Genomic DNA, 20,835 nt, shown 5'->3' on the forward strand with positions numbered 1-20,835 from the left:
CTCAGCCCCGTCCTTTCGTGAAGGCGGCCAGCCGGTCGCCCCACCGCCGCGACGGCCGGGCGGGCGGGTCGGCGGGCGGCTCGGCGGCCGCCGTGGTGAGGTAGTCGACGAACAGGTCGGCGGTGTTGAAATCCTTGCGGCGCAGCAGCTCCGACATCACATCGGCCACCACGTCACCGGAGGCGAGGTGCGCGGCGCGGCTGATGGCGCGCGGGTCGATGAAGGGCGCGGCATCGGCGATGGCGGCGGGTTCGATGAGCGTCAGGGCCTGGGCGGCCGCGGTGAGATCGCGCTCGTCGGCCAGGGCCGCGGTGATGACCCGCCCGAGCATCCGCGGCGGCAGCAACCGCACCGCGAACGGCACCGCCCGCCGCGGCGGCAGCCTGCGGCCGATCCGGTACAGCCTGCGGTACCGGCGGGCGTAGCGCGCGTGCAGGTGGGCGATCACGCGATCGGTGAGGTCGGCCAGCTGCTCGGGGCCGAGCGGGGCCAGGTGGTCGATCCGGTCGATCGGTACGTGCAGTGCGTCGGCGAGGCGGGCCAGTTGGCGGGCGACGGCGCGGTCGGTCATCGCCACCGCCCCAGGAACACGCGTCGCACCACCGGCCGGTACGGCCGCGGCAGGGTCTCGATGGTGGCGCGCAGCTCGGGGGCGCATCGGTCGCGGTCCCGGTCGGGGGCGGCGGCGAGCAGGCCGAGCAGGTCCGCGCAGTGCGCTTCGGACAGGGCCGCCAGCGCGGCCGGGTCGGCGCCGAGTTCCCGGGCGAGCCGGGTGCGGGCGCCACTCGTGTCGGTCATGGTGTGGTCCTCCCTCGCCTGGCCGCGGCCGGGCGGGTCAACGCTGTCGCCGCCCGCACCGCGCCGCCGACCGCGCGCCGGGCCCGGGCGCCGACGACCGAGGACGAGGGGCCGGGCAGGATCTCGCGCAGCAGCGGATCGGGCAGGCCGCGGCGGCGCCACTCGCGCGGATAGCCGAGCGAGACCTCTTCGAAGCGCACGCCGTCGAAGTGGTCGGTGCGCCGGATGTGCAAGTGCCCGTAGACGACACAGCGCACCGGGTAGGTGCGGTGCCAGTCGGCGGTGAGCACGGTGCCGCACCACGGCGCGAACTCCGCGTGCCAGAGCATCCTGGTCTGTTCCCGCAACAGCGGGAAGTGGTTGATCAGCACCAGCGGCAGCGCCGGATCCATGGCGTCGAGCCTGCTCCTGGTGTGCTCCACCCTGGCTCGGCACCACTGTTCCCGCGAGTCGTAGGGCTCGTGGGCCAGCAGCTGTTCGTCGATGGCGACGGTGCCCCTGGCGCGGGCCAGCTCCAGCGCATCGGCCTTGGTCCGCGCACCGCGCGGCAGGAAGGTGTAGTCGTAGAGCAGGAACATCGGCACCAGCGCCACCGGGCCGCCCGGACCCTCCCACACCGGATAGGGGTCCTCCGGGGTGAGCACGCCCAGGGCGCGGCATTCGGCGATCAACCGCCGGTACCTGCCCTCGCCGCGGCGGGGGCCCGGATCTCTGGCGGTGGTCCACAATTCGTGGTTTCCGGGCACCCAGATCACCTTCGCGAAGCGGGCGCGCAGTTCGGCGAGCACGCCGCGGATGTGCTCGATTCGCTCGCCCACGTCGCCGGCGACGATCAGCCAGTCGTGGGGGGTGGTCGGCCGGAGCAGGTCGACCACCTCCCGGTTGCCCGGATGCCCGACGTGCAGATCGGAGACGGCGAGCACGCGGGTCACGGCCGGGCTCCGTCGCCCACCGCCACCTCCCCGCCGCGCAGCCGTCCGATCGAGCCGGTCAGCCGCTCCAGCAGGGGTTCGGGCACCTGTCCGTCGTCGTGCAGCGCGGCCAGGCGGTCCAGCAGCATCTCCACTTCGCTGACGATCGGGTCGGCGAGTTCGGCGTCCTGCGGGGTCACCTGGTCGAGCACGTGCCCGGCCAGCAGGTTGACCGTCGGGTACTGGAAGATCACCGAATTCGCCAGCTTCACGCCGGTGATGGCGCGCAGGTGGGTGCCGAGTTCGATCGAGCTGAGCGAATCGATGCCCATCTCGGTGAACTCGCGATCCGGGTGCACCGCCTCGGGTGAGGAGTAGCCGAGCACCATCGCGATCGGGGTCTCGAGCATGTCAACGACCACCGCGTGCTGCTCGGCCGGGCTCAGTCCGGCCAGCCGCTTGGCCAGCTGGGAGGAGTCGCCCATCTGCTGGGTCGCCCGCGGCCGCGAGTGCAGCAGCGCGCGGAAGAACGGCGGCAGCTCGGCCACCGAGGACGCCACCCGCAGCAGCGACAGGTCCATGCCCACCGGCACCAGGTAGGGCCGACCGGTGTGCAGCGCGGCGTCGAAGAGGGCGAGCGCCTGCTCGGTCTCGATCGGCGTCACGCCCATGCGGGTGAGGCGGGCGCGGTCCTTGTCGTCGAGCGCGCCGGTGTTGGAGGTGTCCTCGGCCCACCAGCCCCAAGCCATCGAGGTGGCGGCGAGCCCGTCGTGGTAGCGGCGCCGGGCCAGCGCGTCGAGGAAGACGTTGGCGGCGGCGTAGTTCGCCTGTCCGGGCGCGCCGAACGTGCCCGCGGCCGAGGAGAACAGCACGAACATCGACAGATCCAGGTCACGGGTGAGTTCGTGCAGATGCCAGGCGCCGTCGGCCTTGGCGCCGAGCACGGCGCCGAGGTGGTCGGGTGTCAGCTGGGCGAAGGTGGCGTCGGCCAGGGCGGCGGCCAGGTGCACGACGCCGCCGAGCGGGTGCGCGGCGGGCACCGTGTCGAGCACCGCGGCCAACGCCGCGCGGTCGGCGGCATCGCAGGCGGCCACCCGCACCCGCGCCCCCGCGTCGGTCAGTTCGGCGACCAGGTCGTCGATGCCCTCGGCGGCGGGGCCGCTGCGGCTGGTGAGCAGCAGATGCCGGGCGCCGTAGGCGTGCACCAGGTGCCGGGCGACGATCGCGCCGATGGTGCCGGTGCCGCCGGTGACGAGCACGGTCCGGTCCGGATCGAAGGCGGGCGGCCAGGTGAGCACGATCTTGCCGACGTGGCGGGCCTCGCCCAGATGCCGCAGCGCGGCGTCGGCCTGGCGGATGTCGAAGCGGGTCGACGGCAGCGCGGGCACCGTGCCCGCCGCCGCCAGCCGGGCGATCTCGGCCAGCAGGCCAGCCAGGGTGTCCCGGTCGAGGTCGCCGAGTTCGAAGGTGCGGTAGGTGACGCCGCACGCCTCGCGCACCGCGCGCGGGTCGCGCACCGCGCCGCGGGCGAGGTCGACGAACCGGCCGGTCGCGCCGAGCAAGCCGAGCGAGGCGTCGGTGAGTTCGGCGGGCAGCAGGTCGAGCACGATGTCGATGCCGCGGCCGGCGAACCGGGTGGCGAACTCGGCCGAACGGGAATCGGCCAGGTGGTCCTCGGCCACTCCCATGCCGCGCAACGTGTCCCGCTTGCGTTCGCTCGCGGTGGCGAACACCTCGAGGCCCAGGTGCGTGGCCAGATGCACCGCGGCCGTGCCGACGCCGCCGCTGGCGCAGTGCACCAGCACCCGTTCCCCGGTCGTCGCGGCGGCCTCCCGCAGGGCGTGCAGGGCGGTGACGTAGGCGACCGGCGCCGCCGCGGCCTGCGGCATCGACCATCCCGCGGGTACCGGGGCCAGCAGTGCCGCGTCGGCGTCGACGGTGTCGGCGATCGCGTCGACCAGACCGAACACCGCGTCACCGGGCGCGAATCCGGTCACGTCGGCCGCGACGGCGCGCACCACGCCCGCCGCCTCGTGCACCAGCCGCCGCGGCGCGCCCGCCACGGCGGCCAGCCCGGTCAGTGCCACCGGGAACGACAACCCGGCCGCCCGCAGTGCCACCCGCACCGTGCCCGGCGCGAGTTCGGCCGCCGGTGCGGTACCCGCCACCAGGGTGACGTCGTCCAGGTTGCCGGTGCCGGGGATGTCCAGTCGCCAGTGTCCGGCCAGCCGCGCGCCCGCGGTCGCCGCCGCGTCCAGCCCGGAGCGGATGCGCCTGCCGTGGAAGGTGCCGCGCCGCAGGGCGAGTTCGGGTTCGTCGAGTGCCACGGCGGTGGCCAGCTGGTCGAGGGTGACGCCCGCGCCGTCGAGGTCCAGCTGCAGGATGCGGTCCTGATACTCCGACTGCGCACTGCGCACCAGGCCCCACACCGTCGCCCCGGACAGGTCGGTCACCGTCTCGGCGGGCTCGACGGCCTGCACGCCGGTGCTCATCAGCACCAACCGGGTCTCGGTGACGCGCTCGTCGGCCAGCCAGTCCTGCAACCACGCCAGCGTGGCGGCCAGTTCGGCGCGCACCGCCTCGGTGGGACCGGCGTCAATGTGCCGGCCCGCCGCGGTCCTGGTGGCGAGCACCACCTTCGGCACGGGTGCGCCGTCGGCCAGCGCGGCCGAGAGTGCGGCCCGGTCCGGGTAGACGGTCAGCTCCGCGCCGGCGGTGAGGCCCGGCGGCAGGTCACCCAGCACCGCCCACTCCCCCGGCCGGGCCGTCCAGCGGGTGCGCTGCACCGGCAGGGCGGGCCAGTCGACGCCGAACAGCGAATCCTGGCGTCCCGAGAGCCCGCGCTGCGCCAGCGCGCCCATCGAGATCGAGCGCACCTGCAGGGTGCCCACCGCCACCGGACGGCCGTTGTGGTCGGCCAACACCCACCGGACGCGATCGGGCCCGGCCGGAGTCAGCTTGGCGCGCAGCGCTTTCGCGCCGATCGCGTGCAACTGCACCCGCTCCCAGGCGAACGGCAACCGGATCGCGCCGGGTTCGGTCGGCATCATCGACGCCACCGCCGCCACCGACTGCATCGCCGCGTCCAGCAGTGCCGGATGCAGCCCGTACTTGTCGGCGTCGGCGACCGATTCGGGCAGCGCGACCTCGGCGAAGATGTCCTCACCGCGCCGCCACACCGCACGCATGCCCTGGAAGATCGGTCCGTAGTGGTAGCCGAGGGCGGCCAGGGTCTGGTAGGCGCGCTCGGGTTCGAGCGCCTGCTGTGCGCCCACCGGCGGCCACAGCTCCACGCCGTGCTGATCGGCGTCCTCGGCGTAGCTGCGGGTGGTGAGGGTGCCGTCGGCGTGCAGGCTCCACAGATTCTGCCCGGCGGGGGCGTCCTCGTTCTCCGGTCGCGAGTAGATCGCGATGCTGCGCCGCCCGGGTGCCTTCGCCTCGCCGACCACCAGGTGCAGGTGCACCGCGCCCTGCTCGGGCAGCGTGACCGGGGTGTACATGGTCAGCTTCTCGACGCCGGGGCAGCCGACCTGGTCTCCGGCGTGCAGGGCCAGTTCGAGCAGCATGGCGCCGGGTACCAGGACGTTGCCGTGCAGCGCGTGGTCGCACAGCCAGCCGTGTGTGGCCACCGCCAGCCGCGTGCTGAACTGGAACCGGTCGGCGCCGGGCAGCTCGGTCATCGCGCCGAGCAGCGGGTGGCCGGGATCGGCGAGGCCGAGTCCGCTGGGCTTGCCGCCGTTGGCGTTGTGCACGCTGGCCAGCCAGTAGGTCTGCCGTTGGAACGGGTAGGTGGGCAGCGGCACGGCGGTGTGCGTGGCCGGGTCGTACAGCCGCGACCACCGCGGCGAGACCCCGTGCACGTGCGCGGTCGCCACCGAGGTGAGGAACCGGCGCAGGCCGGCGTCCTCGCGCTCGAGCGTGCCGACGATCAGGCAGCTGTCGGCGAACGCGCCGAACTGGTCGAGGGATTCGTGCATGGCGGCGGTGAGCACCGGAGTGGCGCTCATCTCCAGGAAGGCGTTGTAGCCGGACTGGAAGGCGGCCTGGAAGCCGTCCTCGAAGTTCACGGTCTGGCGCAGATTCGCGAACCAGTAGTCGGCGCCGAGGTTCTCGGTCTCCAGCACGTCGCCGGTGACGGTCGAGAAGAACTCGATCGCGCTCGGGCGCGGCGTGATCGGGGCCAGCGCCGCGCGGATCTCCTCGGCGACGGTCTCCATGGCGCCGGTGTGCGAGGCCACTTCGACGTGGATGCGGCGGGCCCGCAGGCCCTCCCGCTCACACACCGCGAGCATCCGCTCGACGGCCTCGGGCGCGCCGGCGACCACCGTGGTCGTCGGCGAATTCACCGCCGCCACATCGAGTTCGGGCACCTCGACCAGCAGCTCGCGCACCCGCGCCGCCGAGGTGCTGATCGAGGCCATCGTGCCGGTGCCCGCGAGCGTGCGCAGTGCCCGGCTGCGCAGCGCCACCACCCGGGCCGCGTCGGCGAGCGAGAGCGCACCCGCCACATAGGCCGCCGCGACCTCACCCTGGGAATGGCCGATCACCGCGGCCGGTGCCACACCCAGCGCGCGCCACAGCCGCGCCAGCGACACCATCGTCGAGAACAGCGCCGGTTGCAGCACGTCGATGTGGTCCAGCGTCGGCGCGCCCGCGGCCTCGGTCAGCACGTCGAAGACCGAGAAGTCGACGAACTCGGCGAAGGCGGCGTCGCACTCGCGGATGCCCGCCGCGAACTCCGGCGACTCCGCGATCAGCTGCTTGGCCATGCCGCGGTACTGCCCACCCTGGCCGGGGAAGACGAACACGACGCCGCGGTCGGGCATGGCCTGCCCGCGGATCGGACCCACCGGCCGGCCGGCCGCGATGGCCGCCAGCGCGTCGAGCAGCTCGGCCCGGTTCCCGCCCACCGCGACCGCCCGGTGATCGAAGGTGGCCCTGGTGGCGGTGAGCGAATACGCGATGTCCTGGTCGGCGTATCCGGGGTGCGCGGTGACGTGTTCGGCCAGCGCCGCGGCCTGGGCGGCCAACGCCGCCGGCGTCTTCGCCGACACCGGCCACAGCAACACCGGCGGTGCCACCCGCGGCGGCTCGCTCGGCGCGGGTGACGTGCGCGGCGGCTCCTCCACGATGACGTGCGCGTTGGTGCCGCTGATGCCGAAGGAGGAGACACCGGCGCGGCGCGGCCGCGCACCGGCAGGCCACGGCGACGCCTCGGTGACCACCCGGACCGCGCCGGACGACCAGTCCACCGCGCCGGTCGGCTCGCTCACCCCGAGCGAGGGCGGCACGGTCTCGTGCCGCATCGCCTCGATCATCTTGATCACGCCCGCGAGCCCGGCCGCGGCCTGCGTGTGCCCGAAATTGCCCTTGACCGAGCCCAACCGGACCGGGCTGCCCGCGGGACGAGCGCTGCCGTAGGTCGCGAACAACGCCTCGAGTTCGACCGGGTCGCCGACCGGCGTTCCGGTGCCGTGCCCCTCCACCACGTCGACATCGCCGGGGCCGAGTCCGGCGTCGGCCAGTGCGGCCTCGATGACCTTGCGCTGGGCCTGTGCGCTGGGCACCGTGAGTCCCTTGGTGGCGCCGTCCTGGTTGACCGCCGCGCCGCGCAGCAGCGCGAACACCTGATGACCGTGGCGCCGCGCGTCCGAGAGCCGCTCCAACACCAGCACCGCCGCGCCCTCGGACATGCAGAATCCGTCGGCGTCGGCCGAATACGGTTTGCTGCGGCCCTCTTTGGAGATCGCGCCGTGCTGACCGAGTGCGTAGAAGCCGGTGAGGGTGGACATGATCGAGACGCCGGCGGCCAGGGCGAGCGAGCATTCGCCCGCCTTCAGCGCCCGGGCCGCCAGATGCATCGCCACCAGCGACGACGAGCACGCGGTGTCGATGCTCATGGTCGGGCCCTGCAGGCCGAGCACGTAGGAGATCCGGCCGGAGAGCACGCTCTGGCTCACCCCCGTCGCGACATAGCCGGGATCGAGATCCTTCTGGCCGGGGATCAGGTAGGCGTAGTCGCCGCTCATCGCACCGACGTAGACGCCGGTATCGCTGCCGTGCAACGCGTTCGGGTCGATGCGGGCGTCCTCGAGCGCCTGCCAGGTGAGTTCGAGCACGATCCGCTGCTGCGGATCCATCGCCTTGGCCTCGCGGGGGCTGATACCGAAGAACTCCGGATCGAATTCGCCCGGCTCGTCGATGAACCCGCCCATCGGGGCCATCGCGGCCACCACCTCCGGGGCGGCGATGTCGGCGAGCTCGGTCATCGACCGATCCGCGGGAAATTTGCTGGAGGTGTGCTTTCCATCGATCACGAAGCGCCACAACGATTCCGGGGAATCGATGTTTCCCGGAAATCGGCACGCCATGCCGACGACGGCGATCGGGTCCACTGCGGTTACGTCATCCTGCATGACGGCTCCCGGCCTTTCGGAGACGAGAAGGGGCGGAATACGGCGGGGAAGAAATCCCACACCGGCGGGGACACGCCCCGCTTTCCACGGAATCGGAATCGGAGAAATGGACGGCCACGGTTCGGGCAGAGCATCCGAGCCGGCCGCCGGGCCGATCTGCGATGCTCGTGCCGGTCAACGTACAGCAGTGTTCGCCAGACTGCAACGGGTGACAACGACGTTTGCGTGAACAGTTGCCGTAACCCACGGTTACTTGCACAGCCTCCGCGAATCATGGACTCTGACAAGCACGTTCGCGCTGTCGACGCCGATGAGCGGCGTCGCACAGGGTCGCCGAGAGTCGCTGTACCGCGGACGACGGGGCGGGAGATTCCATCGATGCGCGGACACCACGGGAGGATTCATGGCCGGCTTCGAGGTCAGCAGAGCACTGGACGCCAGCCCGGCGCAGATCTACACCATCATCGCCGACACCACCACCTGGAGTGAGTGGTTCATGTTGCACGAGAGTTTCGCCGAAGCACCGCCGGAACACATCACGGTGAATTCACGGATGGTGCAGAACATTCGGATGCTGGGCATGTCACAGCGCATCGAGTTGACCGTCACCGCGTTCAAACCGCCCATGCAGCTGATCATTTCCGGCCGCAGTCCGGCCGGTGTCAGTTGCGAGTTCAGCTTCGCCATCGAACGGAAGCCAGGGGGTTGCCAGCTGACCATCGCCGGCGCCTTCAGCGGGGCGGTGCTCACCGGTCAGCTGGAACAGGCCGTGCAGCGGGAGGCACAGACCCAGCTGGTCGCCTCGATCGGCAAGCTGGCGGCGCTGTCCGACGTGCCCGCCTAGGCCGGACACCATGACACCGATCGTCGAATTGTCCGAGGTTTCCAAGCATTACCGGATCGGCGGGCAGACCGTCGCGGCCCTGGACCGGGTCGGCCTCGCCGTCGAGGCCGGGCAGTTCGTCTCGGTGATCGGCCCCTCCGGCGCGGGCAAGAGCACGCTGCTGCACCTGCTCGGCGCCCTCGATCGCCCCGACATCGGCTCCATCCGGTTCCGCGGCCGCGAGATCGGCGGCCTCGACGACGACGCGCAGTCCGAATTCCGCAGGCACAGCGTGGGATTCGTGTTCCAGTTCTTCAACCTGCTGCCCACCCTGTCCGCCTGGGAGAACGTGGCCATCCCCCGGCTGCTCGACGGCGGCACGCTGCGCTCGGCGTGCGGCCGCGCCGCCGAGTTGCTGGACCTGGTCGGGCTGAGCGGACGGGCCGAGCACCGCCCGGCCGAGCTGTCCGGCGGCCAGATGCAGCGGGTGGCGGTGGCTCGGGCGCTGATCATGGACCCGCCGCTGGTGCTCGCCGACGAACCGACCGGCAACCTCGACTCCGCCACCGGCGCCGAGATCATGGCGCTGCTGGCCGAGGTCGCCGGAGACGGCAGCAGGGCGGTGGTGATGGTCACCCACAACCCCGAAGCCGCGGCGCGCACCGACCGGGTCGTCACCCTCGGCGACGGACGCATCGTCGCCGACGAGCGGCGCGCGCTCGCCGCCCCCGGCGCACCGGTGGAGCCGCCGTGCGCACCCTGATCGATCGGTGGCGCCTGTTCAGCCTGCGGGAATCGGCCGTACACCGCGGGCGGACGCTGGCCTCGGTGGCAGTGATGACGGTATCGGCGGCCTTCCTGGTCGCGGTGTTCGGCATCTTCGGCTCCCTCACCGGGTCGGTGCACCGGCTCGTGGACGGGCTCGCGGGCGCGGCCACGCTGGAGGTGTCCGGCATCACCGACTCGGGCTTCCCCGCCACCGTACGCGCGGAGACCGCCGCCGTGCCCGGCGTCGCCGCCGCGGTGCCGATGGTGCGCAGTGTGGTGCCCACCTCGGCGGGTCAGACCCTCGTGCTCGGCACCGACGCCGGCGCCACGGCGCTGGCGAGCGTGCTGCAACCGGCCGTGGAATCCCAGCTGGGGGCACTGGTCTCGGTCCCCGACGGGGTGCTGGCCGGTCCCGGCCTCGGACTGGCGACGGGCGAGCGGTTACGCATCGGCGACCGCAGCGTGACCGTCGCGGGCGTGCTCACCGGCGGCGAACTCGGCAGGCTCAACGAGGGGCACTACGTCCTCACCTCGCTCGCGGTCGCGCAGCGCGCCCTCGGGCGCGCCGACCGGCTCGATTCGGTGCTGATCGTCACCGAGCCCGGCGCCGACGAGAGCGCGGTGCGGGCCGGGGTGGAGCAGGTGGTGGCCGGGCGGGCCGTGGTCGCCGAACCCACGCTGCGCGCGGTACGCACCGGCAACGGGCTGCGGATCCTGCAGTACATGACGCTGATGGGCGCGGCGCTGGCGTTCATCGTCGCGGCGTTCCTCATCTACACCGCCATGTCGATGGCCATCGCGCAACGGCGGCACACGCTGTCGATGCTGCGCGCCATCGGCGGTCGCCGCCGGACCCTGGCCGCGGACCTGCTCGCCGAGGCCGCCGTCATCGGCCTGCTCGGCGGCGCGGCCGGTGCGGTGCCCGGCATCCTCTACGGACGCACCGCGATCGACGCGCTACCGGTGGCTCTGGTGCAGTCGGTCGAGGCACGCACGGCGTATTCGCTTCCGCTGTACGCGATCCCGCTGGCCTTGGCGGCCTCGGTGATCACCGGCGTGGCCGCGGCCGCGGTCGCCGCCCACCAGGTGTACAAGGTCTCCCCCGTCGAGGCGCTGGCGCCGGTGGGGGTGTCGGTCGCCGACCGGGTGCCCGGGTGGATGCGCCTGGCCGCGGCCACCGTCGCGGTCGGCGCGATCGCGATCGCGGTCACGCTGGTCGGGTTGCGGCTGGGCGAGCTGGTGTGGTCGGGGCTGGCGCTGTCGCTGTTCTTCGGCGCCGGTCTGTTCGCCTGCTGGGCGGTCACCGGCGCGCTGGTCGACGCGGCCGCCGTGGTCGCGCGCCGCTGTGGCGCCGCGGGCGAACTCGCCGCGGCCACCCTGCGCCGGGCACCGCGGCGGGTGTGGGCCACCATGATGACGGTCTTCATCGCCGTGGCCGTCACCGTCACCATCACCGGCGCCAATCGCGACATGCTCACGGCGGTCCGGGATTCCATCGGCGAGGTGGACCGGGTGGACCTGTGGGTCGCCGCGCGGCCCGCCGACCAGATGCCCACCGACCCGACGCTGCCGCCGGACACCGCGTCCCGCGTCGCCGCGCTGCCCGGCATCGAACGGGTGGTGGAGGGCCAGCTCGCCTACGCCACGCTCGGCACCGAACGGATCATCCTCTACGGCCTGGCCCCCGGCTCGGTGAGCCCGCTCTACGCCGACCTGGACCCGCGCGCGCAGGCCGAGATCGTCGCCGGGCGCGGGATCGCGCTCTCCCGCGATCTCGCCCGCACCCTCGGTGTGGCGCAAGGTGATTCGCTGACCGTGCGCACCCCGACGGGCGAACGGCGGCTACCCGTGGTCGCAGTGGTGTCCTATTTCTCGGCGCTCACCGGCAACGCCGCCATCGGGCTGGAGCAGATGCGGGCCTGGTTCGACCGCCCCGGCGCGACCGTGCTGCAGATCGACGCGGCGCCCGGTGTCCACCCGGCGGTCCTCGCCCAGGCGGTGCGGTCGGTCGTACCGCCGGACGGCCACGTCTTCACCGGCGCGGAATCCCTGGCCGGAGTGGACAGCGCGATCCGGCAGGGCGCGGCGGTGTCCAACGCGGTATGGATGATCGTGGTGCTCATCGCCGCGGTCGCCCTGCTCAACACCCTGGGGCTCTCGGTGCTCGAACGCCGCCGCGAGCTCGGCGTGCTGCGCGCGATGGGCTCGACCCGGCGGATGGTGCTCGGCACCGTGCTGGCCGAGGCGATCGGCATCGGGGTGGTCGGCGGCGGGCTCGGCCTGGGATTCGGCGCGCTCAGCCAGTTCTTCTTCGACCGGATCACCCCCGACATCATGAACCTCGAGGTCGCCTATCGGCCCGGGCCGATGGTGCTCGGCTTCGCCCTCGGCGCGATCGGGCTCAGCCTGCTCGGTTCCCTCCCGCCCGCGGTGCGCGCGGCGCGGCTGAACATCATCGAGGCGATCGGCACCGAATGAACACCACCGTAGGACAACCTTTTCGACCGGAATGCACCACCTCGTGCCACCGATCCGTGACGACCTCGAGGGAGAGGACGGTTCCCATGACCCGCGTCCGTACGCCCGCCTGCCTGCTCGCCGCCGTGGCGGCCGCCGTGCTGCTGAGTGGCTGCGGCGGTGCCGAGCCGACGAGCGCCGCACCACCGGGCACCGCCGCCCGGTCGAGCACCGCCGCGACGGCCACCGATCAGCCGCCGGTGCCGCTGCCCACGCCCGCCGACCTGAACACCGGTTTCCAGCTCGCCCTCGATCCCGCCACACCGGCCTCGCTGAAGGCCGGGGCGGTCCAGGGCGCCGACGCCGATCCGGCACTGGTCGACAAGATGGCCCAGGCCGCCCAGGCCAACGCCGTCACCATGAACATCGTCGCCGTCGAGTACCTGGGCAACGCCACCCTGCAGGCCACCGCGGACATGACCCTCAACGGCAAACCGCTCGACTCGCCCACCCTGATCCCCTTCGTCGCCGAGGGCGGCCGCTGGAAACTCCAGCTCGCCTGGGCCTGCCAGATGCTCGCCAATGCGCAGGCCACCTCCCCGGCGTGCGGGACCTGACACCGGGGTGCGGCAGACTGCCGGTGTGACGGACAGACACAGCGCGGGGGTACTGGTGTTCCGGCGGGACGAGCACGGCACGGTGCTGGTCCTGCTCGGGCACATGGGCGGGCCGTTCTGGGCGCGCAAGGACGCGGGCGCGTGGTCGATACCCAAGGGCGAGTACGAGCCGGACGCGGAGGAGTCCACGGTCGCCGCGCGCCGGGAGTTCGCCGAGGAACTGGGCGTCCCGGTCCCGGAGGGACCCTGGATTCCCCTCGGCGAGGTGCGCTACGGCAGCGGACGCGGGCGCAAGGTGCTCACGGCCTGGGCGGTGGCCGGCGACCTTGACCCGGCCGAGGTGGTGCCCGGGACGTTCGAGACGGAGTGGCCGCCCCGGTCCGGCCGCACCGCGACCTTCCCGGAGATCGACCGGGTCGACTGGTTCGACCTGCCCACCGCGCACGACAAGCTCGTCGCCGGGCAACGCCCCTATCTCGACCGGCTCGCCGACCGGCTACGCGGCGATCAGGACCATTCCCGTCCGGTGATCAGCTCGTAGGCCTCCTGGTACTTCAACCGGGTGGCCTCGACGATGTCGGCGGGGATCTCCGGGCCGGGCGGTTCCTTGTCCCAGCCGGTGGACGTGGCCCAGTCGCGCACGAACTGCTTGTCGAAGGAAGGCTGTGGGCAGCCCGGCTCCCACTGATCGGCGGGCCAGAACCGCGAGGAGTCGGAGGTCAGCACCTCGTCACCGAGGGTGAGCACGTCACCGTCCCAGCCGAATTCGACCTTGGTGTCGGCGATCAGGACGCCGTTGCCCGCGGCGTGCTCGGCGCCGCGGCGGTAGATCTCGAGGGTGCGCTCGCGCAGCAGCTCGGCCACCTCGCGGCCCTCCTGGTTCACCACGTCGGCGAAGGTGATGGGCTCGTCGTGGCCTTCGGACGCCTTGCTCGTCGGGGTGAAGATCGGTTCGGGCAGCTTGTCGCCGTCGCGCAGCCCGGGCGGCAACGCCACCCCGGAGACGGTGCCGCTCGCCCGGTACTCCTTCAGGCCCGAGCCGGTGAGATAGCCGCGCGCGATGCACTCCACCTGCACCATGCGCAGCGGCTTGACCCGCACCGCGCGACCGGCGAACTCGGCGGGCACGTCGGTGGCCGACACGATGTGGTTGGGGATGTCGGCGAAGAACTCGAACCACCAGTTGGACAGCTGGGTCAGCAGCGCGCCCTTGCCGGGGATCGGCGTGGGCAGCACCACGTCGTACACCGAGACCCGATCCGAGGCGACCAGCAGCAGGGTGTCGCCGTCCTCGTACAGGTCACGCACCTTCCCGGCGTGCACATGCTTCACCGTCGAGCCTCCGCATCCGTGGGTTGTCGCCCGGCCTCCGGGCCGCAGAAACCATACCGCCCGCACCGGCGCGGGCCCGGCGGCCAGGTCCACGACCCCGCCGTCACGCCCGTCCGCCGCCGCGGGCCGATAGGGTTGGCCGACAAGTTCCGCGCGGGTGGACCGGCCCCGGCCCGTCCCGCCACGAGCTCGCCCGTGCCGTGTTCGTCGAAGAGCGAAGGAGTTCCATGTCTGCCCCGAATCTCACCCGCGACCAGGCGATCGAGCGCGCCGCCACGGTTCGCGTGGAGAACTATCGCATCGAACTCGACCTCACCGACCAGTCGGCGGACGTGTCGGGGGTGCGCACCTTCGGTTCCCGCACGACGGTCACCTTCACCGCGACGCCGGGGGCGAGCACCTTCATCGACATCGTCGCTGCCCGGGTGCGCTCGGCCGTGCTCAACGGCACCGCGCTCGACGTCAGCGGCTACGACGAGTCGACCGGTATCACGCTGCCCGGCCTGGCCGAGCGCAACGAGCTGGTCGTGGAGGCCGACTGCGAGTACTCGCACACCGGCGAGGGCCTGCACCGCTTCGTCGACCCGGCCGACGGCAAGGTCTACCTGTACTCGCAGTTCGAGACCGCCGACGCCAAGCGGATGTTCGCCTGCTTCGACCAGCCCGACCTCAAGGCCACCTTCGACATCACCGCCACCGCGCCGCTGGACTGGGAGGTCGTCTCCAACGGTGCGGGCGGGCGCACCGAGGTCGGCGAGGTCGCCGTGCACACCTTCGCCACCACCCCGCGAATGAGCACCTACCTGGTCGCCATGATCGCCGGCCCCTACGCCAAATGGACCGACACCTACCGCGACGAGCACGGCGACATCCCGCTCGGCCTGTACTGCCGCGCCTCGCTGGCCGAGCACATGGACGCCGAGCGGCTGTTCACCGAGACCAAGCAGGGCTTCGGCTTCTACCACCGCAACTTCGGCGTGCCCTACGCCTTCGGCAAGTACGACCAGCTGTTCGTGCCGGAGTTCAACGCGGGCGCGATGGAGAACGCGGGCGCGGTCACCTTCCTCGAGGACTACGTCTTCCGCTCCAAGGTCACCCGCGCCTCCTACGAGCGGCGCGCCGAGACCGTGCTGCACGAGATGGCGCACATGTGGTTCGGCGACCTGGTCACCATGAAGTGGTGGGACGACCTGTGGCTGAACGAGTCGTTCGCCACCTTCGCCTCGGTGCTGTGCCAGGCCGAGGCCACCGAATACACCAGTGCCTGGACCACCTTCGCCAATGTGGAGAAGTCGTGGGCCTATCGCCAGGATCAGCTGCCCTCCACCCACCCCATCGCCGCCGACATCCCGGACCTGGCCGCGGTGGAGGTCAACTTCGACGGCATCACCTACGCCAAGGGCGCCAGCGTGCTCAAGCAGCTGGTCGCCTATGTCGGGCTCGAGCCCTTCCTGGCCGGGCTGCGCGCGTACTTCGCCGAACACGCCTACGGCAACGCCACCTTCGACGACCTGCTGACGGCACTGGAGAAGTCCTCCGGCCGCGACCTGTCCACGTGGGGCGCGCAGTGGCTCAAGACCACCGGCCTGAACATCCTGCGCCCGGAGTTCGACGTCGACGCCGACGGCCGGTTCACCTCGTTCGCGGTGGTGCAGGAGGGCGCACAGCCCGGCGCCGGGGAGCGCCGCGTGCACCGGCTCGCGGTCGGTGTCTACGACGATCAGGACGGCAAGCTGGTGCGCACGCACCGCGTCGAACTCGACCTCGACGCCGCCGAGCGCACCGAGGTGCCCGAATTGCAGGGCGTCGCGCGCGGCAAGCTGGTGCTGGTCAACGACGACGACCTCACCTACTGCTCGGTGCGGCTGGACCCGGAGTCGCTGGACGTGCTGGTCAACCGGATCGCCGACATCGCCGAGCCGCTGCCGCGCACCCTGGCCTGGTCGGCGGCCTGGGAGATGACCAGGCAGGCTGAGTTCCGCGCTCGCGATTTCGTCGCGCTGGTGCAGCGCGGGGTGGGGGCGGAGACCGAGATCGGCGTGGTGCAGCGGCTGCTCATGCAGGCGCACACGGCGCTGGCCGGCTACGCCGACCCGGCCTGGGCCGAGGGCGTCGGCTGGACCGAATTCGCCGACCGGCTGCTCGAACTGGCGCGCGAGGCCGAGCCGGGGTCGGATCATCAGCTGGCCTTCGTCAACGCGCTCACCGGCGCGCGGCTCGAGGCCCGGCACACCGAGGTGCTCACCGAACTGCTCGACGGCGACCCGGCCGCCGTGGGCCTGGCCGGGCTGACCGTCGACACCGATCTGCGCTGGCGGCTGGTGACCGCGCTGGCCGCGGCGGGCGAGATCGACGCCGACGGGCTGGAGACCCCGGTCATCGACCGGGAGCTGGCCGCCGACCCGACCGCGGCGGGCAAGCGCCAGGCCGCCGCCGCCGCGACCGCCCGGCCGCAGGCCGAGGTGAAGGCCGCGGCGTGGGCGACCGTGATGGAGGACGACACCGTCCCCAACATCACCGCGCGCTCGATCGTCGGCGGATTCGCCCCGGTCGGTCAGGGCGAGCTGCTCGCACCGTATGTGGAGCGGTACTTCGCCGACATCCCGGCGGTGTGGGAACGCCGCTCCAGCGAGGTCGCGCAGACCGTGGTGGTGGGGCTCTACCCGGCGTGGGCGATCAGCGCCGAGGCGGTCGCGGTGGCCGACAAGTTCCTCGCCGGTGACCATCCGCCCGCGCTGCGGCGGCTGGTGTCGGAGGGCAAGGCCGGTGTCGAGCGGGCGCTGCGGGCCCGCGCCTTCGACGCCCGGTAGGCCCGGGAACGGCGGACGCCGGACAGGCCCCGGAACGGCGACGGCGCGCCCACCCTCGCGGATGGGCGCGCCGTCGTGCGCGAGTGTCGATCAGCGACCGATCGCGGCCGCCATCACGCGCACCGCGGAGACCAGTCCGTCGACGAGCTTGCCCTGCCGGATCGAGCTGAGCGCGGCGGTGACGCCGAGCTGGCAGATCCGGTCGTTGGCGCGGTCGGCGATGTCGCGGCCGGAGCGCACCTCGATCGCCTTGTCGTTGGGCGAGACGGCGATGAGCACCGAACGCGCCGCCTCGGGGGTGGTCGGGAACAGCTCGTCCACCGCGGCGGCCGGGTCCAGGCCCAGATCGCCGATGTAGATGTTGAACCGGACCTTCGTCGCCCGGGTCGCCTCGGTCAGCGCGTTGTCCACGGCCAGCCGCTCGTCGTCGCTGAACGGCGCCTCGCGGAACACGTCACCGGCCTCGTGCACGCCGGAGATCCGGCCGCTGCTCATGAGGGCGTATCCGTGCGGAAGGTCGGCCTCGACCACCGCGGGCCACTTAGAACTTGCCACTTGCCCGGCCTCCGATCAGCTCCTGGGCGGATTCGATAGCCGCATGGCTGCCATGCGGTGCGGTGTCGTGGTGACCGTGCCCGGTCACCTCGTCGGTGGCACTCCACAGCACCGGCGCGTGAGTCCACTTCTGTCCCAGTTCGAAGTGAACCGGCTTCTCGCCGGGCAGCGGCTTACCGAGAAACGACAATCCGGCGATCGCCGCGTAGATCACCAGCGGGATGCCGACGAAGATCAGCACTGTCTCGAGAATGCTCACGGATCAAAGGTAGACGATGCTGTGTAGTAGACGCGCGTCCGGTCGGCAGACTGCATCGGGTGTCCTGGTCAGACGAGCCAGGCGGCGGCGTCCGGGGGGAGGTGGCCGTTGTCGAGGGGGGTGCTGGTGAGGAGGGGTTCGCCCGGGGGGAGGGGGATGGGTTCCTCGGTGGTGTTGAGGACGCAGACCAGGCCGCCGGGGCGGCGGAAGGCGAGGCGGCCGGGTGGGGAGCCGTACCATTCCAGGCCCTCGCCGGCGAATTCCGGGCGGGTACCGCGCAGGTCGACGGCCATGCGGTACAGGCACAGGGTGGAGTCGAGGCGTTCGAGCTGGGCTTCGACGGTGAGGTCGGCCCATTCGGGTGGAATGGGCAGCCAGGACCGCTCGGCGCGGGTGAAGCCGAACGGCGGCCGCTCCCCTTCCCAGGGCAGCGGCACCCGGCAGCCGTCGCGGCCGCGCTCGGTGTGGCCGGAGCGCTCCCACACCGGGTCCTGCAACACCTCCTCGGGCAGGTCGTCCACATTGGGCAGGCCCAGTTCGGACCCGTTGTAGAGGAACACCGCGCCCGGCAGCGCCAGCTCGACCAGGATCATCGCCCTGGCCCGCGCCACCCCGCGCGCGCCGCCGCCGTAGCGGGTCACCTCGCGTTCGATGTCGTGGTTGGACAGCGTCCAGGTGGGTGGGGCGCCGACCTCGGCCACCGCGGCCAGCGAGTTCTCGATCGCCTCGCGTACCGCCTCGGCCCGGAACGGGGTCTCGGCCAGCCGGAAGTTGAACGCCAGGTGCAGTTCGTCGGGGCGCACGTACTCGCCGAAGCGGGTGTTGTCGTCCACCCACACCTCACCGATGGACACCGCGTGCGGGTATTCGTCGAGCACCTTGCGGATGCGGCGGTGGATGTCGTGCACGCCGGGGTTGTTGAACCGCGGGTCGCTGTCGTCGTGGATGAGCATCTTGGTCGAGACCTCGGCCATGTCGGGCAGGTCGGCGGGCTTGGCCATCCCGTGCGCGACATCGATGCGGAATCCGTCGACACCCCGGTCCAGCCAGAACCGCAGCGTCTTCTCGAAATCGGCGACGACCTCGGGATTCTCCCAGTTCAGGTCGGGCTGTTCGCGGGCGAACAGGTGCAGGTACCACTGCCCGGGGGTGCCGTCGGGTTCGGTGACGCGGGTCCAGGCCGGGCCGCCGAAGATGCTCGGCCAGTTGTTCGGCGGCAGCGAGCCGTCCGGGCCGCGGCCGTCGCGGAAGATGTAGAGGGCGCGGGCGGGGCTGCCCGGCGCGGACCGCAGCGCCTCGGCGAACCAGGGGTGCCGGTCGCTGGTGTGGTTGGGCACCAGGTCCATGGTGACCTTGATGTCGCGCGCGTGCGCCTCGGCGATCAGCGCGTCCATCGCCGCCATGCCGCCGAAGAGGGGGTCGATGTCGCGGGGGTCGGACACGTCGTAGCCGCCGTCTGCCATCGGCGACCGCATCACCGGACAGATCCACAGGGCGTTCACCCCGAGCAGTTCCAGGTAGCCGAGCTTCTCGCGCACGCCCCCGAGATCGCCGACGCCGTCACCGTCGGAATCGGCGAACGAGCGCGGGTAGACCTGATAGAACACGGCGGACCGCCACCAGGAACGACGAGGATCATCCGGCACGGCAGGTGTCGCTGTCACATCGCCATAGTGCCAAAGCCCGCCGACGAATTCGCAACGGAGCGGAGCCGCGGCACAGTCAGATCGGCGAATTCATCAGCGAGTGCGCGGCCATCTCCAGGTAGTCCAGCAGCGCCTTGCGGTGCTCGTCGTCGAGGACTTCCGGCTCGAGCTCGGCCACCGCGATCCGCATGCAGCGCAGCCAGGCGTCCCGCTCGAGCGGGCCCACCTTGAACGGCATGTGCCGCATCCGCAGCCGCGGGTGTCCGCGCTCGTCGGAGTAGGTGCGCGGGCCGCCCCAGTACTGCTCGAGGAACATGCGGAGCCTGCGTTCGGCGGGACCGAGGTCCTCCTCCGGGTAGAGCGGGCGCAGGATCTCGTCGGCGGCCACCTCGCGGTAGAACGCCGCGACGAGGCGCCGGAAGGTCTCGGCACCACCGACCGCCTCGTAGAAGGAGGTCGCCGTCTGTTCGCCGGAACTCATCAGATCCTCTCGCTCGCACTGCTCGGCCGCATCCCATTGTGCCCGCAGCCGCGCACCGCCCGCCGTGCGGTGACCGGCGCGCGGGTGGCGCGAGGGCGGCTCTTCAGCGGCAGTTCACCGAACATTGTGCGAAATCACCGTGCAAACGGGCCGGTTCCGTGGTCATATTGGTGGCAGTCTTTCCGCCTCGAGACGACGAAATCGGGGTCAACCATGAAGCAGCGGCACGGCCGATCACATGAGGCCAGGACTCACCGACAACTGAAGCCCGCCGACGTCCACAATCGTGGGTCGGGGGCTACTCCGCTGCACATCCTGTCCGATTACGATCCCGGCGCCCACCCGTCCGGTGCGCCCGCGCGCCGTCCCGAGCACGGCCCCCATCTGACGGCCGTCCGCTCCCCGACGACCGACACCCCCTCGATCAACTGGTCCAAGCGCCGGGTGCTGCTGTTGAACGCCACCTACGAGCCGCTGACCGCCCTGTCCGCCCGTCGCGCGGTCGTCCTGCTGATCTGCGACAAGGCCGACACCGTTCACCACAATCCCGAAGGTCCGGTCGTGCATTCGGCGGGTGCGGAGGTCGCGGTACCGTCGGTGATCCGGCTGCGCACCTACGTCCGGGTGCCCTACCGGGCCCGCGTGCCGATGACCAGGGCCGCGCTCATGCACCGCGACCGGTATCGCTGCGGGTACTGCGGTGGCAAGGCCGAGACGATCGATCACGTCGTGCCGCGCAGCCGCGGCGGTGAGCATTCCTGGGAGAACTGCGTCGCCAGTTGCGCGCCCTGCAACCATCGCAAGGCCGACAAGCTGCTCAGCGAGCTGGGCTGGACGCTGCGGGCCCCGCTGGTCTCGCCGAAGGGCCCGCACTGGCGCCTGCTGTCCACCACCGCCGAACTCGACCCGGTGTGGTTGCAGTACCTGGGCGAGGGCGCTGCCTGAGCGGGTCGGCGACCGGA

The 20,835-nt window shown here is 72.0% G+C and carries 16 protein-coding genes; 7 read left to right on the forward strand and 9 right to left on the reverse strand.

Annotated features, from left to right (window positions below; translation table 11 throughout):
* Position 1 precedes the first annotated feature (1 nt).
* Genes AMO33_RS13665 through AMO33_RS13680 form a run of 4 tightly spaced genes read right to left on the reverse strand, consistent with a single transcriptional unit; the run spans position 2 to position 8,125 of the window.
* The gene (locus AMO33_RS13665) at positions 2-571 is read right to left on the reverse strand and encodes a hypothetical protein (protein WP_139337507.1); all 570 of its coding nucleotides are present in this window, start codon (positions 569-571) and stop codon (positions 2-4) included.
* Positions 568-798 carry a hypothetical protein gene (locus tag AMO33_RS13670; protein WP_060592845.1) on the reverse strand — a complete coding sequence of 77 codons (231 nt, stop codon included), beginning with the start codon at positions 796-798 and terminating at the stop codon, positions 568-570. Before AMO33_RS13670 ends, AMO33_RS13665 begins: the two co-directional genes overlap by 4 nt.
* On the reverse strand, positions 795-1,730 hold the full coding sequence (locus AMO33_RS13675) for a metallophosphoesterase family protein (protein WP_076573582.1): 936 nt from the start codon (positions 1,728-1,730) through the stop codon (positions 795-797). The genes AMO33_RS13670 and AMO33_RS13675 overlap by 4 nt, the downstream gene beginning before the upstream one ends.
* Complete coding sequence (locus AMO33_RS13680) at positions 1,727-8,125, reverse strand: type I polyketide synthase (RefSeq protein ID WP_060592846.1); 6,399 nt, start codon at positions 8,123-8,125, stop codon at positions 1,727-1,729. Before AMO33_RS13680 ends, AMO33_RS13675 begins: the two co-directional genes overlap by 4 nt.
* Before the next feature lie 403 nt (positions 8,126-8,528).
* Here AMO33_RS13680 and AMO33_RS13685 point away from each other — a divergent pair, with 403 nt between their 5' ends.
* From AMO33_RS13685 to AMO33_RS13705, 5 genes are all read left to right on the forward strand, one after another.
* Complete coding sequence (locus tag AMO33_RS13685; protein ID WP_060592847.1) at positions 8,529-8,969, forward strand: type II toxin-antitoxin system Rv0910 family toxin; 441 nt, start codon at positions 8,529-8,531, stop codon at positions 8,967-8,969.
* Between the two features lie 10 nt (positions 8,970-8,979).
* Positions 8,980-9,711, forward strand: a complete 732-nt coding sequence (locus AMO33_RS13690) for an ABC transporter ATP-binding protein (protein WP_060592848.1) — start codon at positions 8,980-8,982, stop codon at positions 9,709-9,711.
* On the forward strand, positions 9,699-12,194 hold the full coding sequence (locus AMO33_RS13695; RefSeq protein ID WP_060592849.1) for an FtsX-like permease family protein: 2,496 nt from the start codon (positions 9,699-9,701) through the stop codon (positions 12,192-12,194). The genes AMO33_RS13690 and AMO33_RS13695 overlap by 13 nt, the downstream gene beginning before the upstream one ends.
* 86 nt (positions 12,195-12,280) lie before the next feature.
* Positions 12,281-12,790 (forward strand): hypothetical protein, encoded by a 510-nt coding sequence (locus tag AMO33_RS13700; protein ID WP_060592850.1) that lies wholly within the window; start codon positions 12,281-12,283, stop codon positions 12,788-12,790.
* Positions 12,791-12,815: 25 nt separating this feature from the next.
* Entirely contained in the window at positions 12,816-13,331 is a 516-nt protein-coding gene (locus AMO33_RS13705; RefSeq protein ID WP_060592851.1) for an NUDIX domain-containing protein, read from the forward strand.
* On the opposite strand, the gene AMO33_RS13710 is transcribed toward AMO33_RS13705, so the two are convergent.
* Positions 13,298-14,122: a phosphoribosylaminoimidazolesuccinocarboxamide synthase gene (locus AMO33_RS13710; RefSeq protein ID WP_060592852.1), complete on the reverse strand. Its 825-nt coding sequence runs from the start codon at positions 14,120-14,122 to the stop codon at positions 13,298-13,300. The genes AMO33_RS13705 and AMO33_RS13710 overlap by 34 nt on opposite strands.
* Before the next feature lie 227 nt (positions 14,123-14,349).
* Here AMO33_RS13710 and pepN point away from each other — a divergent pair, with 227 nt between their 5' ends.
* The gene (pepN, locus tag AMO33_RS13715) at positions 14,350-16,932 is read left to right on the forward strand and encodes an aminopeptidase N (RefSeq protein WP_060592853.1); all 2,583 of its coding nucleotides are present in this window, start codon (positions 14,350-14,352) and stop codon (positions 16,930-16,932) included.
* A 90-nt stretch (positions 16,933-17,022) separates the two neighbouring features.
* Here pepN and AMO33_RS13720 read toward each other — a convergent pair whose 3' ends face one another.
* The 4 genes from AMO33_RS13720 to AMO33_RS13735 all read right to left on the reverse strand — a co-directional run bounded on the left by AMO33_RS13720 (position 17,023) and on the right by AMO33_RS13735 (position 19,873).
* Positions 17,023-17,487, reverse strand: a complete 465-nt coding sequence (locus AMO33_RS13720; protein WP_060592854.1) for a DUF5130 domain-containing protein — start codon at positions 17,485-17,487, stop codon at positions 17,023-17,025.
* Positions 17,474-17,746, reverse strand: a complete 273-nt coding sequence (ctaJ, locus tag AMO33_RS13725) for an aa3-type cytochrome oxidase subunit CtaJ (protein WP_011207846.1) — start codon at positions 17,744-17,746, stop codon at positions 17,474-17,476. Before ctaJ ends, AMO33_RS13720 begins: the two co-directional genes overlap by 14 nt.
* A 68-nt stretch (positions 17,747-17,814) precedes the next feature.
* Positions 17,815-19,410 carry a glycoside hydrolase family 13 protein gene (locus AMO33_RS13730; RefSeq protein WP_060592855.1) on the reverse strand — a complete coding sequence of 532 codons (1,596 nt, stop codon included), beginning with the start codon at positions 19,408-19,410 and terminating at the stop codon, positions 17,815-17,817.
* A 58-nt stretch (positions 19,411-19,468) separates the two neighbouring features.
* A complete protein-coding gene (locus AMO33_RS13735; protein ID WP_011207844.1) occupies positions 19,469-19,873 on the reverse strand; it encodes a globin in 405 nt (134 codons plus the stop codon).
* Between the two features lie 213 nt (positions 19,874-20,086).
* On the opposite strand from AMO33_RS13735, the gene AMO33_RS13740 reads away from it, so the two are divergent.
* On the forward strand, positions 20,087-20,818 hold the full coding sequence (locus AMO33_RS13740; protein WP_170916126.1) for an HNH endonuclease: 732 nt from the start codon (positions 20,087-20,089) through the stop codon (positions 20,816-20,818).
* Positions 20,819-20,835 lie beyond the last annotated feature (17 nt).

Origin of the sequence: Nocardia farcinica (genome assembly GCF_001182745.1) — a bacterium.
GTDB classification, from domain to species: Bacteria; Actinomycetota; Actinomycetes; order Mycobacteriales; family Mycobacteriaceae; genus Nocardia; species Nocardia farcinica.